The organism is Specibacter sp. AOP5-B1-6 (assembly GCF_052376555.1).
In the GTDB taxonomy this organism is placed as follows: Bacteria; Actinomycetota; Actinomycetes; order Actinomycetales; family Micrococcaceae; genus Specibacter.
The window spans coordinates 1-13,370 of record NZ_JBQSVT010000065.1; the positions used below are offsets into that span (position 1 = coordinate 1).

13 protein-coding genes are annotated in these 13,370 nt (G+C 63.0%); 8 read left to right on the plus strand and 5 right to left on the minus strand.

Translation table 11 applies throughout. From position 1 onward, the window contains the following. Positions 1-207 precede the first annotated feature (207 nt). The 3 genes from ACT3TS_RS18820 to fmdA are packed head-to-tail and all read left to right on the plus strand — an operon-like array spanning position 208 to position 2,108. Entirely contained in the window at positions 208-495 is a 288-nt protein-coding gene (locus ACT3TS_RS18820) for a hypothetical protein (RefSeq protein ID WP_444533072.1), read from the plus strand. 11 nt (positions 496-506) lie between these two features. Further along, a complete protein-coding gene (locus ACT3TS_RS18825; RefSeq protein WP_444533061.1) occupies positions 507-791 on the plus strand; it encodes an FmdB family zinc ribbon protein in 285 nt (94 codons plus the stop codon). Between the two features lie 60 nt (positions 792-851). After that, positions 852-2,108 carry a formamidase gene (gene fmdA / locus ACT3TS_RS18830; protein WP_444533062.1) on the plus strand — a complete coding sequence of 419 codons (1,257 nt, stop codon included), beginning with the start codon at positions 852-854 and terminating at the stop codon, positions 2,106-2,108. 130 nt (positions 2,109-2,238) lie between these two features. Here fmdA and hutG read toward each other — a convergent pair whose 3' ends face one another. Then, the gene (hutG, locus tag ACT3TS_RS18835; RefSeq protein WP_444533073.1) at positions 2,239-3,192 is read right to left on the minus strand and encodes a formimidoylglutamase; all 954 of its coding nucleotides are present in this window, start codon (positions 3,190-3,192) and stop codon (positions 2,239-2,241) included. A 434-nt stretch (positions 3,193-3,626) separates the two neighbouring features. Between hutG and ACT3TS_RS18840 the strand changes: the two genes are divergently transcribed. From ACT3TS_RS18840 to ACT3TS_RS18850, 3 genes are read left to right on the plus strand one after another with little or no spacing between them, the layout of a single operon-like run. Beyond that, complete coding sequence (locus ACT3TS_RS18840) at positions 3,627-4,532, plus strand: ABC transporter substrate-binding protein (RefSeq protein WP_444533063.1); 906 nt, start codon at positions 3,627-3,629, stop codon at positions 4,530-4,532. A 2-nt stretch (positions 4,533-4,534) separates the two neighbouring features. Continuing rightward, positions 4,535-5,527 carry an amino acid ABC transporter permease gene (locus ACT3TS_RS18845; protein ID WP_444533064.1) on the plus strand — a complete coding sequence of 331 codons (993 nt, stop codon included), beginning with the start codon at positions 4,535-4,537 and terminating at the stop codon, positions 5,525-5,527. After that, positions 5,524-6,291 (plus strand): amino acid ABC transporter ATP-binding protein, encoded by a 768-nt coding sequence (locus ACT3TS_RS18850; protein ID WP_444533065.1) that lies wholly within the window; start codon positions 5,524-5,526, stop codon positions 6,289-6,291. Before ACT3TS_RS18845 ends, ACT3TS_RS18850 begins: the two co-directional genes overlap by 4 nt. A gap of 144 nt (positions 6,292-6,435) precedes the next feature. Here the strand turns inward: ACT3TS_RS18850 and ACT3TS_RS18855 are convergent, their stop codons facing one another. Next, a complete protein-coding gene (locus ACT3TS_RS18855) occupies positions 6,436-7,890 on the minus strand; it encodes an NCS2 family permease (protein ID WP_444533066.1) in 1,455 nt (484 codons plus the stop codon). A gap of 233 nt (positions 7,891-8,123) precedes the next feature. Here ACT3TS_RS18855 and ACT3TS_RS18860 point away from each other — a divergent pair, with 233 nt between their 5' ends. After that, positions 8,124-8,738: a copper resistance CopC family protein gene (locus ACT3TS_RS18860; protein ID WP_444533067.1), complete on the plus strand. Its 615-nt coding sequence runs from the start codon at positions 8,124-8,126 to the stop codon at positions 8,736-8,738. A gap of 51 nt (positions 8,739-8,789) precedes the next feature. Here ACT3TS_RS18860 and ACT3TS_RS18865 read toward each other — a convergent pair whose 3' ends face one another. The 3 genes from ACT3TS_RS18865 to ACT3TS_RS18875 form a co-directional block, all read right to left on the minus strand. After that, on the minus strand, positions 8,790-9,413 hold the full coding sequence (locus ACT3TS_RS18865; RefSeq protein WP_444533068.1) for an FAD-binding protein: 624 nt from the start codon (positions 9,411-9,413) through the stop codon (positions 8,790-8,792). Positions 9,414-9,488: 75 nt separating this feature from the next. Beyond that, on the minus strand, positions 9,489-10,808 hold the full coding sequence (locus ACT3TS_RS18870) for a D-arabinono-1,4-lactone oxidase (RefSeq protein ID WP_444533069.1): 1,320 nt from the start codon (positions 10,806-10,808) through the stop codon (positions 9,489-9,491). After that, a complete protein-coding gene (locus tag ACT3TS_RS18875; protein ID WP_444533070.1) occupies positions 10,805-12,103 on the minus strand; it encodes an amino acid deaminase/aldolase in 1,299 nt (432 codons plus the stop codon). The genes ACT3TS_RS18870 and ACT3TS_RS18875 overlap by 4 nt, the downstream gene beginning before the upstream one ends. A 210-nt stretch (positions 12,104-12,313) precedes the next feature. Between ACT3TS_RS18875 and ACT3TS_RS18880 the strand changes: the two genes are divergently transcribed. After that, positions 12,314-13,318 carry a universal stress protein gene (locus ACT3TS_RS18880; protein ID WP_444533071.1) on the plus strand — a complete coding sequence of 335 codons (1,005 nt, stop codon included), beginning with the start codon at positions 12,314-12,316 and terminating at the stop codon, positions 13,316-13,318. The last annotated feature ends 52 nt before the right edge of the window (positions 13,319-13,370 follow it).

Consider the following 13,370-nt stretch of genomic DNA (forward strand, 5'->3'; position numbering starts at 1 on the left):
ACCCCTTGACTCGGCCTATATTCGGCCGCTACTGTTGGGAAATATATTGGTTTGGAAATATTATCCTTTCTCAGCCAAGGTAATTATTTGCCCGCCCTGATGAAGGGAAGTATTGGTGAGTAACGATGGTCTGTTGTACGTGGGCGCTGCGCTTTTCATAAACGGACTCATGCTCTTGGCGAAATTCCGCGAAAATCAGCGGCTGTGATGAACTTTTTCGTCGTAGTCATGCAGATTATTCTTTCGACCATTATCTTGGCGCAAGCAAATGGGGATCCGGCCGCTGTTTTGGGCGCCTCCGGCCTCTACCTCTTCGGATTAACCATCTTTGTGGCTTTCTTGACCGCTACCATTCCGGCATTGACATTGCCTACGGAAAAGTATGTAAGAACTGCCGTGGACACGACCTTGCAGGCGGTATTAACCACCCTGGCTATTGGTGGTTCATTTGCCTTGTCCAAAAGAAATCGTGGACCCCTGCCAATCGCGGCGTGATAGGAAAAACAATGCCACTTTATGATTTTCAATGCTCCGAAGGCACCCATTTTGAGGCAGCCTTCTCCATGGCAGAAGTGCCGGACCTGGCTCCCTGCCCGCAGTGCGGGCAACCGGCGCGCCGCCAGATGAGTTCCGCGCGCCTGTCGATCGGAAACAGCCCGGAGTACAAGCTGATCGATTCCACCAAGCGCAGCGCCCATGAACCGCAACTTGTCTCTGGCCGAACCGGCGCGTCGAAGAAGGCCACCCGCTACACCGGGAATCCGCTGCACCAAAAGCTTCCCCGCCCTTAGCTCCTGCCTGAAGAACGCACCCAGACCCCATAAGTAGAACGTCGTCAAAGGAGTAGCATCATGCCAGAAGTGATCTTCCGCCTCGATTCGAACAAGAAATTCAGGGATCAGGAAGCCCTCGGCCACAATCGGTGGCACCCTGAGATCCCACCCGTTGCCACCGTCAAACCCGGCGACGTTTTTCGGGTCGATTGCCGTGAGTGGTTCGATGGGGCCATCAAGAATGACGACACCGCCCAGGACATTCTTGAGGCGCCCTTGTTGACAGTGCACACCCTGTCCGGCCCCTTCGGCGTCGAAGGCGCCAAACCTGGTGATCTGCTGGTGGTGGACATTCTTGACGTGGGGCCCATCCCTCAAGAGGACTCCGGCCCGCTTGCCGGCCAGGGCTGGGGATATACAGGCATCTTTGCCAAAAACAATGGCGGCAGTTTTTTGACCGATCAATTTCCGGATGCCTATAAGGCCATTTGGGACTTCACCGGCCAAGTTGCCACCTCACGGCACGTACCGGGTGTTGCTTTTGAGGGCCTGATCCACCCCGGGTTGATGGGAACGGCGCCGTCGAAAGCGATGCTGGCCAAGTGGAACAAGCGCGAAGGTGACTTGATCGCCACCGATCCGCACCGTGTTCCGCCGCTGGCGCTGCCGCCGGAAGCGGAACACGCCGTCCTTGGCGGGCTGCCCGCGGATCAATGGGCCCGGGTTGGCTCCGAGGCTGCACGCACCGCACCGCCTCGGGAAAATGGTGGAAACCAGGACATCAAGAACCTCTCCAAAGGCACACGCATCTTTTACCCCGTCTTTGTGGACGGCGCCAATTTCTCGGTCGGTGATCTGCACTTCTCACAGGGCGACGGCGAAATCACCTTTTGTGGCGGCATCGAAATGGGTGGGTTCATTGACCTGCGGGTGGACATTATTCGCGGGGGCATGGAAACCTATGGGGTGCACGAAAACGCCATCTTCATGCCGGGCCGGGTGGAGCCGCAGTTCAGTGAGTGGCTGGCGTTCTCGGGAACATCGGTGACTCTCGATGGCGAGCAGCGCTACCTTGATTCGCATCTGTCCTACCAGCGTGCCTGCCTGCACGCGATCGACTACCTGGCCAAGTTCGGTTATGCGCCCGAGCAGGCGTACCTGCTCCTTGGCGCGGCCCCGGTGGAGGGCCGGCTCTCCGGCGTGGTGGACATCCCAAACTCGTGTTCAACGATCTACCTGCCGACGGCGATGTTTGACTTTGATATCCGGCCGTCAGCCAGTGGCCCGCACCAGATCGATCCGGGAATGGGGGCCCCGCGGGCAGAAAATGCTTGAGACCAATCCCTAAAGCGCGGGGACGGCGGGGACTCCCTCTTGCAACTACCCCGCAGAAGTGGTTGCTGAATCAACTGTAAATGGCTGATTCGGCAACCACTTCTGCGGCTTAGATGGTGGGTGGGGAGAGTCAGCGCAGCAGGGTGTCGATCAGGCGGGCTGCGACCTTGGCGGTGCGGTTGTCGATGTCGAACGCCGGGTTCAGCTCCGCCACGTCAAAGTGAAACAGCTTCCCGCTGGCGGCCACCTGGCGGCAAACAGCGGCGATCACCGGCAGTGGCACTCCGTACGCGGCAGGGGCGCTGACCCCGGGAGCCGTTGCCGCCGGCAGCACGTCGAGGTCAATTGTCAGGTACACAATGTCGACGGTCTCCAGGAACGAGTCCACAAACCCCTGCGTGCGATCCGCCGAACAGTCCTCGTCCAGCAGGTACTTCACGTCCAGGTCGTGGGCGGTGTCGAAGAGTGCACGCGTGTTGTTTGGCTCGCTGATGCCGACGACGGCGTAATTGAGTTCCCGGCCTGCGGCGGCTTCGGCGCGGGCCATCTGCAGGAACGGCGTGCCCGAGCTGGGTGCCGGGGCGTCGCGCAGGTCAAAGTGGGCGTCCAGGTTCAGCACGCCGAGCCGGGCCCCGTTGGCCACGGCAGCCGTGCCTGCCACGCCAAGGTAGCTGGCAAAAGCTGTTTCGTGGCCGCCGCCCAGGACAAAGGTGAGCTGTCCGGCGTCGAGCATTGTGGACAGGGCGGCACCAGCACGGGCCTGGCCGGCCTCGAGGGCGTCGGCGGAAACCACAATGTCGCCGGCGTCGGTGATGGCTCGGGAGCCGTGGAAGGCCAGGGTGCCAAGGGCCGCACGGATGGCGGCGGGCCCGGTCGCGGCGCCCGTGCGGCCATGGTTGCGCAGCACCCCGGCGTCGGAGCAAAAACCAATGAGGGCGGCGGGTCCGGGCTCCGAGGCGTCCAGTGACGGCGCGGCGGGACTGGCCACGGCCTGCCACCAGCGGCGGTGGGCGGGGTCGGCGCCGTCGTCCCGGCCAGTCCAAGCGGTGGGGGGAACGTCCATGGCGAGCTGCGTAAAGTCCATGCTTCCAGCCAACATCAGGACGCCGCCGAATGCCAGCAGGACGGGGGAGTGGCCGTCTGACATGGCAGACTCGCCCTGCCAACTCAGATGAGGGCGGGAGCGGGGAGGGGAACGCGTGAACCCGCTCATCACGTCGGCCCTGGTCGGCGACGTGGTATTGGAATTGGTTGTGGTCTGCGGGCTGACTTCCCCGTTGCGCAGGGCGTGACAAGGAGCAACATTGACGCGGCGGGGCGTACGGACGGCCGGGCGTACCTGTATGTTTAGGTTCATCGGGCCGTCCGGTGTGAGCCGGGCAACAGTCTCAGGGCTGAGGCGCCGCAAGCTCGATGACCGTTGTGGACGTTTCAGTTATCGCCATCCAACCAAGTTGTGCCAGTTCGCTGACTTCGATGTTGATCCAGTGACTCACAATGACAACTTAAGGATTCCCCATGCGCCGCATTTTCGCATTTCCCGCCGCCGTTGCGGTTGTCGCTCTCATGCTGACGGGCTGCGTTGACAACAGTGAGTCCACTCCTGGTGGTGGCGACTCGTCGTCACCGTCGGACAGCGTGGCAATCAAGAAGAACGATGCCATTGCAGCGGAGCTGCCGGAGAAGATCAAGAGCGCCGGTGTTCTCAACGTGGGGATGGCCAACAACTACCCGCCCAACGAATTCAAGGACGCCAACGGGAAGCCCGCAGGGTGGTCGGTGGATCTGACCAATGCCTTGGGGCAAGTATTGGGCCTGAAGGTCAATTTCGACATTGGCACGTTCGACAACATCCTGCCGTCGATCAACGGCGGCAAGGATGACATGGGCATGTCGTCCTTCACGGACACCCTCGAGCGCGAAAAGCAGGTCGACTTCATCAACTATTACTCGGCCGGCATCCAGTGGGCATCCCCGGCTGGTAAGACGGTTGACCCCAACAACGCCTGCGGACTCAAGGTTGCGGTGCAGGCCACCACCTACGAGGACACCCACGAGGTCCCCGCCAAGTCGAAGGCCTGCACGGATGCGGGGAAGCCCGCCATCGAGATCTTCAAATACGATGCACAGGACCAGGCAACCAACGCCTTGATCGTGGGACAGGTTGACGCCATGAGCGCCGACTCGCCGGTCACCCTGTACGCGATCTCGAAGACAGAGAAGAAACTTCAGACTGCCGGCGACGCGTTCGAGGTGGCACCTTATGGTATTCCTGTCGCCAAGGACTCCGCCTTCACGCCGGTCCTGCAGAAGGCCCTGCAGTCGCTCATCGATGATGGTTCCTACACCGAGATCCTTAAGAAGTGGGGCGTGGAAAGCGGTGGCGTGGAGACGGCCGCCATCAATGTGGCTGCGAAGGGTTAGCCGTGACGAATCCCCAGAGTCCGGGCGGCACGGCAGCGGAGAATGAACCACTAGCTGCCGAACAGGAGGGGGAGGCCATCAAGGCTGTCCCGCTGCGCCACCCTTGGCGTGTCCTGATCGCGGTGCTCCTGGTCTTGATGCTGGCTGTTTTTGTCATCGACGCAGCCCAGCGCGAAGACTTCGGCTGGGCCAATGTCGGCAAATACATTTTCGACAAAAGGATCAGCCAGGCTGCACTGGTCACGCTGCAACTGACGGTCTACGCCATGGTCATTGCCATCGTTCTGGGCCTGGTGCTGGCCATCATGAGGCTCTCGCCAAACCCCGTGGTCAAAAGCGTCGCGTGGCTGTACATCTGGGTCTTCCGCGGGACGCCGGTTTATGTCCAGCTGGTCTTCTGGGGAATCGTTGCCCTGATCTATCCGGTCCTCACCGTCGGCGTGCCGTTCATGACACCGTGGATCTCCTTTCAGAACGACATCTTCACCAACTTGTTCGTCACCGCTGTCATCGGCCTCGCGCTCAACGAGGCCGCCTATATGTCCGAAATTGTCCGTGCGGGGCTGCTTTCCGTCGATGAGGGCCAGGAGGAAGCATCGCGGGCACTGGCGATGTCGTGGGGCCAGACGATGCGTGTTGTCGTGGTGCCGCAGGCGATGCGCATCATCATCCCGCCCACCGGCAACGAGGTCATCTCGATGCTCAAGACCACATCCCTCGTCGCGGCCATCCCGCTGAGCATCGACCTGTACGGGGTGTCACGCGGCATCTCAGCCGTGACGTTTACGCCGGTGCCGCTGCTGATTGTGGCTTCGCTGTGGTACCTGCTGTTCACATCGATTCTCATGGTCGGCCAGCACTTCATTGAAAAGCGGTTTGCCCGCGGGTCCGGTCAGCGGAAGGCGGAAAAGTCGCCCCATCCGCGCGGGCCGCTGCCAGCCGGGGCCGACATCACGAACATTCGTGTGGACAACAAAACGGAGGGCAAGCAATGAGCGGCACACCCATGGTGCACGCGGACCGCGTGTCCAAGAGTTTCGGCTCAAACAAGGTGCTCAGAAGCATCAGCCTGACAGTCAAGTCCGGAGAGGTGCTGTGCCTTGTGGGGCCCAGCGGCTCGGGCAAGTCGACGTTCCTGCGCTGCATCAACCACCTGGAACGTGTGGACGCCGGCCGGCTTTCCGTTGACGGGCAGCTTGTCGGATACCGCCAGAAGGGTGAAAAGCTCTATGAGCTCAGGCCCAAGGAAGCGTCCTTCCAACGGCGCGAAATTGGCATGGTGTTCCAGCGCTTCAATCTCTTTCCCCATCTGACGGCTTTGGAGAACATCATCCAGGCTCCCATGCGGGTCAAGGGGATTCCGAAGGCGAAAGCGATCAAGCGCGCCATCGAGCTGATGGAACGCGTGGGCCTCGGCGACAAGGCCGGCCATTACCCGGCCCACTTGTCCGGCGGCCAGCAGCAGCGGGTGGCCATCGCCCGGGCATTGGCGATGGATCCCAAGCTGATGCTCTTTGACGAACCCACCAGTGCACTCGACCCCGAACTGGTGGGGGAGGTCCTGGACGTCATGAAGGAACTGGCCAGCACCGGCATGACCATGATCGTGGTGACGCACGAGATGGGCTTCGCACGGGAAGTGGCCGATTCGCTTGTCTTCATGGACGGAGGGGTCGTGGTGGAATCCGGCAACCCTCGCGAGGTGCTTGCCAACCCACAGCACGAACGGACCAGGGCGTTCCTTTCCAAGGTGCTTTGATCCTTCCCGGCGGCTTGGGCGCCCGCAGGCCCCTTAACGAATTCGAGTTTGCAGTTGTTGGACCGAAAACCCGAAAAATCGGGTGAATCGGTCCAACAAGTGCAAACTCGAATTATGTGGTGAAGTGCCGGGAGGGCCCTCGGGTTATCCGACGCCGAACAGGGCTTCCACGGTGCCGATGCCGAAGAACAGCAGGAACGCTGCCGCGACGGCCCACATGAGGGGGTGGACTTCGCGTGCGCGGCCCTGGAACAAGCGGATCAGGACGAACGCGATGAAACCGGCGCCCAGGCCGTTGGCGATGGAGTACGTGAACGGCATCAAGGTGAACGTCAGGAAGGCGGGGATGCCGATGCCCCAGTCGGACCAGTCGATCTTGCCGACCTGGGAGACCATCATGAAGCCGACCACCACGAGTGCGGGCGCCACGGCTTCAAAGGGGACCAGCTTGATCAGCGGCGTGGCGAACATGGCCACCAGCAGGAGCAGCCCGGTCACGATTGAGGCCAGGCCCGTACGGGCGCCCTCGCCGATGCCGGCTCCGGACTCCACAAATATTTGGTTGGATGAGGCTGACGCGCCACCGCCGGCGATCGCACCAAAGGCGTCGACGAGCAAAACCTTGTCCACGTCGGGAATGTTGCCGTCCTTGTCCATGGTGCCGGCTTCCGCAGCCAGGCCGACCATGGTGCCCATGGCGTCAAAGAAGATGCTCAGCAGGATCACAAACGCCAGCAGGATTGCCGCCAGGGCGCCCAGCTTGCTGAAGGCGCCGAAGATGTTCACCTGGCCCAGCAGGGACAAATCGGGCAGCGACCACTCGGAAAGCTGCGGGGACACCAGCGACCAGCCCTGCGGGTTGTTGGTGGTGCCGTCGAAGGACGGGCCGATGTGGAGGGTCATCTCCAGAATGTTCGCCAGGACGGTGGAAATCACGATGCCGATCAAGATGGCGCCCTTGACCTTGCGGACAACCAGGCCAATGGTCAACACCAGGCCCACCACAAACACCAGCGTGGGCCAGCCCATGAGCTTGCCGTCAAAGCCCAGGCCGACCGGGACAGTGGTGCCGGCAACGTCGGGGATGCGGCGCACAAAACCGGCGTTGACGAGGCCGATGAGCGCAATGAACATGCCGATGCCCACAACAATCGCGGTTTTCAGCCCCTCGGGCACGGCCTTGAACACCGCCGTGCGGAACCCCGTGAGCACCAGGATGAACATGGTGATGCCCGAAAGGACCACCAGGCCCATCATGTCGGGCCACGTCAGGCCCGGATTGGTGGCAACCGTGACCGCCACAAACGCGTTCACGCCAAGGCCCGCAGCCAGCGCAAAGGGATGCTTGGCCCAGGCACCCATCAGGATGGTCAGCACACCAGCCACAAACGCCGTGACGGCGGCAACCCGTTCCAGCCCGAGCTCGCCGCCGGTGGAATCGGCACCACCCAGAATCAGCGGGTTCAAGACCACGATGTAGCTCATGGCAAAGAACGTCGCGAAGCCGCCACGAATCTCCCGCGAGTAGTTCGAGCCGCGCTCGGTGATCTTGAAATACTTGTCGACCGCTGACAGCTGGACATCCGTTGTGGTAGCCATAAAGAGCCCTCCGGGCAAAGTGAAATATAAAAAAGTTATTCGAGCAAATACTAGCCGGTAATGGAGCGGGCCAGTTTGGCGGGCCTGGCAGCATTTCACCGTTGCTTCAAGCACGACGGCGGGACCTCACCCCTTGAGCGTCACTTCACCCGGCCCCGCCGTTCTCCGGGAACTCCCATGAATCTGGGATACCGTGAGGTGGCTTCCCTCCATCTACCAAAGGAATTCCCGCTGTGAAGAGTCCCGTTAGTCCTCGGCTTGGTGAGACGAACACGACACCGGCAAAGCTCGTGCGACGTGCTTTGGCAGGGTTGTTGGCCGTGCTGCTTTTGCTGCTCGGGTCATCCACGGCGGCCTTGGCGCATGACTCGATCACCGGCACGTCGCCCGCGGACGGTGCAACCGTGGAGAGTGTTCCGGAGAAGATTGAAATCAGTTTGAGCAACACCCCGGCGGTGATTGGCTCGCAGGTTTTGGTTGTTGACGAGGCCGGCACCAACTGGGCTGCCGGTGACGTGGATGTTTTGGACAAGGTGGCCACCCAGCGGGTGCGCCCAGGCTCCCCGGCCGGAAAATACACGGTGAAATGGCGGCTGGTGTCTTCCGACTCCCACCCGATTGAGGGCGAATTCCACTTCACGGCAACAGCCGCCTCGACCGGCACTGCCGGCGCAGGCGTGGGTGCCGGCCCGGTGGCCTCGATCCAGCCCCAATCGGAAGCTGCCCAGGAACCGGTCCAGGACGAAAGCGCGGTGCCGTGGAGCGTGATTGGCTTGGTAGCCGTGCTGCTGGGACTGGTGGTTGCACTGGTGGTGGTGGCCCGCCGTCGGCTGGGCAAGGAAGACTAAGCACTCTCGGGCGGCAGCCGCCGCCGGAGCCTCGTTCATGGAAGGCGGCTGTCAGGCCAGCGCCGACAGTGATTCCATTTCGCGTTCCGCAATGCGGGCGGAGATCGACTTGCCCGCACGCTTGGCCTGATGCAATATTTCCTGCGTGGTGGGCACGGCAAGGTCGCCCACCCCCACCAGGTACAAGCCCAGGGAATGCATGCCGGAGCGTACGTCGGTGGCGGTGGTGACGCCGACACTGTGCAGTACGCGGCGCAACTGGCTTAGTGCGCCGCGGGTGAAAACAACGCTGTGTGCGCTTAGGATTCCTGTTGGCGTGTGCACACGCCACTGGCGGTGCGGTGAGGCGCCGTGGCGTGCCCGTGTGAGCTCCAGGGCCTGGGTTTCCGGGCGGATGTCAAGGCTGTGGCGGCGGGCGTAGTGCTCAAGCAGCCGGACAATTTCGCTGCGCTCGCTGAGCGCGTCAAGGCTGATTCCGCCCGTGGTGGGCTGCAGCGGGGTGGACTGCTTCAAGGGGCAGAAGCTGTCCACAACTATTGCCTCGATGCCCTGCCGGTTGAGTTCGGCAGCCACTGCCAGCGCCGAGAAGCCTGAACCAATCACAATGGTGGTGGTCTTCTCTGGTGCTGAAGACGGGACTGCCGGGGGTCTGGCAGTCAAAGTCGCAGCAATCATGGCAAATGCCTCCACGAACGGTAGGAGAACTGGCGGGCGGCACATCCGCGGAGCGCGGGTGTGCCTTGACGAAAATCAGGGCAGTACCCGGTCCAGATAGGCGTTGCGGAACACCCTCTTGGGATCGAGAACATCTCGAACCTTACAGAACTTTTCAAGGTCTGGGTAGAGCTGCATAAAGTCTTTCGAATGGAGAAAGTGCCACTTGCCCCAATGCGGGCGTCCGGCGTGCGAACGGAAGATTTCCTCGGCTGCCCTGAAGTACTCGAAGGGCTCGGATTTGATGTGCTGGTGGATGGCAATGTAGCCGCTTTGGCGGTTGTTCGCGGTGGACAGGGCAATGTCATCGGCGCCCGCACTGCGGACCTCCACGGGGAAAGAAATCTGCAGTCCGCGGCGCTTGATCATTGTGTTGAGCTCCCGCAATGCCTCCGGGATGCGTTCCAGCGGCAGTGCATATTCCATTTCCCTGAAGCGCACCGTCCGCCGGGTGGCAAACACCCTGTGCGAGGCGTCGCCAAACTCCCGGTTGCCCGTCAATTTGGAGGCCACCCTGTTGACGCGGGGAATCATTGCAGGCACCTTGCCCGTGACATTGCACAGGGCAGAAAACACGGCGTTGGAAACGAGGATGTCGTCCACCAGATGCGAGGTTTTCGACAACGGGCCCACGCCCGGAGGGAGCGCGCCCAGCGGGTGGCGGGTGTTGGTCTTGGTCAGTGCGAAGTCGGTGTGCGGAAACCAGTAAAACTCAAAATGGTCACGGGCGGCATTGCGTTCGGCCAGGGACGCCAGGACCTCCGCCAGCGGTTCCGGGCGCTCGACGGCGTGCAGCATGAAAGCGTCAACGCATTGCAGGGTGACGGAGGTGATGATGCCAAGGGCCCCGAGCCCCACCCGCGCGACGGCGAACACGTCGGCGTTCTCCGTGGCCGAGCACTGCAGCACCTCTCCGGTCCCGGTCACCAGGGTCAAGGCCCGCACCTGGGTGGCTATGCCGCCAAATTTCAACCCGGTGCCGTGGGTTCCCGTGGAGATCGCACCGGAGATTGACTGGGCGTCGATGTCGCCAAGGTTTTCCATGGCCAGCCCATACGGGTGCAGCAGTGCCGGAATCTCATGCAGGCGGGTGCCGCCGGCCAGGGTTGCCAATTTGGCGTCGCGGTCCACCGCCAGGAGGCCGCTGAGGCCGTCAAGGCGCAGCTGGATCCCGTCGGTCAGGGCAATGTCAGTGAAACTGTGGCCGGCCCCCACCGCCTTGAGGGTGCTGCCGGCGGCCGCAGCGCCCGCCACCAGTGCTGAGATTTCGGCGACCGTGCCGGGCCGTGCGACGGCGTCCGGACGGCAGCGCTGGTCCCCGGCCCAATTGCGCCACTCGCCCTGCAAAACGCTCATGCAAACGCCTTCCCTTCCCCGCGATAGGTTGGCGCCGTGCCCACCCTTTGGCCGCCGTCGAGCATCTCCAAGGCGTCCACATGTTCACAAACCTCGCCAGACTTGGCATGCCTGAACCAGACCTTGTCGCCGATGCGCAGCTGCGCGGCTGCCGGGCCGCGCAGGGGTGTTTGGACCTCGCCGGCGCCTTCGGTGCCGATCGTGGCCAGCCCGGCCGGGTGCACCGGCACCGGGGACCTGTCCGGGCCGGCGGGCCCGGAGGCAATCCACCCGCCGCCAAGCACCGTGACTACGTCGGGTGCGGGCCGCCTCACCACTGGCACGGCAAAGCCCACGGCCGGCGCCGGGGTGAAGCGTGAATAACCGTCGAACAAGGTGGGGCCGAACAAGCCTGACCCGGCGGCCAGTTCGGTCACCGAGACGTCGACGGTGGTGAGTTCGAGGCTGCCGGTGCCCCCGCCGTTGACGAATTCCAGGTCGACGATGTTGCGCACCGCGGCCACGACGTTGGCACGGCGGTGGGTGATTTCCGCCATGGAGGAACGCTGCATCCGCTGCAGGACGGCAGACTTTGCCGCGTCCGCAACCTTGTTGGCGGTGTGCGGGGAGTCCTGCAGCCCCGCAATCTGCGCTTCGTAAGCCATGATGCCAACCAAGGTGAACAGTGGGAACGACCCCTTCCTGTAATTGTTGATCGCCAGGGCCACGGCAATGGCGTCCGCGCCAGTGCGCACCGGCGAACGGTAGACGCCAATGTGCCCCAGGGCCCGGCCGCGCACCGACGGCCGCCACGAGGCGTCAAGATCCAGACAGAGCCGGATGGGCGCGGCCGGCGCCAGCCCCGCCAGCGTGGCCGCCATCCACTGCAGCTGCTCCTGGGAGTCGACCATCAAGGTGACACGGGCGCACGCGACGGGGTCGGCGGCGAGAGCCCGCAATGCCGGCCCGTCAGCAGTTGGGTAGGCAACAACAATGTCGGTAAACGCATTGGAGGGATCGTTTGCAAGCCACAGGGCCTCAGGCAGCGTGAAGCCGAGAATGCCGGCAAATCCGGGGTGCCCCAGCACGGCGCGCAGCACGTCCCTGCTGCGGATCGACTTGCTGGCCACGCGGATGGGCTTGCCTGCTGCGCGGCGCAGCAGTGAGCCTGCGTTGAAGGAGAGCGCCTCGAGATCCAAGACCGCCATGGGAGCGGCGAGTTCCGCACAGGCTGCATCGGCAGCGGCCCAGGTGCCCTCGGGGGCCGCTCCGCCCCGGAGCCCGCGGGCGAGGAATGGTTCAAGCAGTTCCATCATTGCAACCTACCTTCGAAGTGTGATTCCGGTCTCAACTCTGCCACATGCCGGGCAGTCCCGGGTGCGTGCCGGATGAGCGACTTCCGTGCCGCGCCGTGGCGCAACTTGACGAGCCAAGCCGAACCCGCAATAGTCACAGGTACAGGCCGCGAAGGGGAGGCGCCAAGGCGTTTCTGCACCCTCCGGCACACGAGCACCAGGAGGCGCAGCATGAGCAGCCCAGAGGAAACCCCGCAGGGCGAAACGCCCGGAAAAGTCCCCAGCCCCACTGGAATCGTGGTTGGCATCGACGGCTCGGAACAAGGCAGCTGCGCCTTGATTTGGGCTGCCAGGGAAGCCAAGGCGCGCAAGGTTCCGCTGCATATGGTGACAGCGTACACAGTGCCCATTTTTGCCGCTTCCGGCCTTGACGGCGGCTATGCCACAGTGGACGACGACGTCATCCGCCAAGGTGCCGAGGCCATCCTTCGCGAAGCGGCCGGCAAGATCGCCCACCTCGACATCGAGATCGACGCGCGCGTTGAAAACGGCGATGCGGCGGGAGTGCTGCTGGAACTCAGCGAAACCGCGGAACTGCTCGTTTTTGGTTCGCGCGGCCGCGGCGGGTTCATCGGCAGGCTCCTTGGCAACGTCAGCACGGCACTGCCGGCACATGCCAAATGCCCCACGGTGACGGTGCCCCTGAGCTGCGCACCGCGCCTCGGGGACGGCCCCGAAGCCGAAGCAGCTGAATCGAAGCTTGAAAAAGTTGTCACGGCAGGAGTCGACGGCTCGGACCAGGCCCGCTACGCTGTCCTGCTGGCCGCCGAGCAGGCAGAGCGCTCAGGCTGTACCCTGCGGATTATTTGCGCCGTCCAGCCGTACACCGGGTCGCTTGCCTGGATGCCGGCCCCCGTGGACCGCGAGGCATTGTTTTCCGAAATTCAGATCCAACTCGACGCCGGCGAAAAGTGGCTGCGCAACCACTTCCCCAAGCTTCCGATCGAGGTCAGACTCCTTGAAGGATCGGCAGTTGACGCATTGGTGACCGCCTCGGAGACTTCCGAGCTGGTGGTCATGGGCACCCGCGGGCGGGGCGGATTCGCGGGCATGATGCTCGGCTCAACCACGGATGGGGTGCGGCACCACGCCAAGGGCCCCATCATGGTGGTGCGGGACCGGGAAGACCCCCGCCAGGGCGACCGTTCCGCCTTTGGGCCGCTACTGCAGGCCTGAGGGCCGCAACGGGCTGCAGCGCGGAGCGCAGCAGTTCATTGCAGGAACGGCT

Bases quoted from the DNA above. Each gene is read 5' to 3' on its own strand.
- ACT3TS_RS18820 (WP_444533072.1), top strand. From the start codon at position 208: ATGAACTTTTTCGTCGTAGTCATGCAGATTATTCTTTCGACCATTATC.
- ACT3TS_RS18825 (WP_444533061.1), top strand. From the start codon at position 507: ATGCCACTTTATGATTTTCAATGCTCCGAAGGCACCCATTTTGAGGCA.
- fmdA (WP_444533062.1), top strand. From the start codon at position 852: ATGCCAGAAGTGATCTTCCGCCTCGATTCGAACAAGAAATTCAGGGAT.
- hutG (WP_444533073.1), bottom strand. From the start codon at position 3,192: ATGGACTTTACGCAGCTCGCCATGGACGTTCCCCCCACCGCTTGGACT.
- ACT3TS_RS18840 (WP_444533063.1), top strand. From the start codon at position 3,627: ATGCGCCGCATTTTCGCATTTCCCGCCGCCGTTGCGGTTGTCGCTCTC.
- ACT3TS_RS18850 (WP_444533065.1), top strand. From the start codon at position 5,524: ATGAGCGGCACACCCATGGTGCACGCGGACCGCGTGTCCAAGAGTTTC.
- ACT3TS_RS18855 (WP_444533066.1), bottom strand. From the start codon at position 7,890: ATGGCTACCACAACGGATGTCCAGCTGTCAGCGGTCGACAAGTATTTC.
- ACT3TS_RS18865 (WP_444533068.1), bottom strand. From the start codon at position 9,413: ATGATTGCTGCGACTTTGACTGCCAGACCCCCGGCAGTCCCGTCTTCA.
- ACT3TS_RS18870 (WP_444533069.1), bottom strand. From the start codon at position 10,808: ATGAGCGTTTTGCAGGGCGAGTGGCGCAATTGGGCCGGGGACCAGCGC.
- ACT3TS_RS18875 (WP_444533070.1), bottom strand. From the start codon at position 12,103: ATGATGGAACTGCTTGAACCATTCCTCGCCCGCGGGCTCCGGGGCGGA.
- ACT3TS_RS18880 (WP_444533071.1), top strand. From the start codon at position 12,314: ATGAGCAGCCCAGAGGAAACCCCGCAGGGCGAAACGCCCGGAAAAGTC.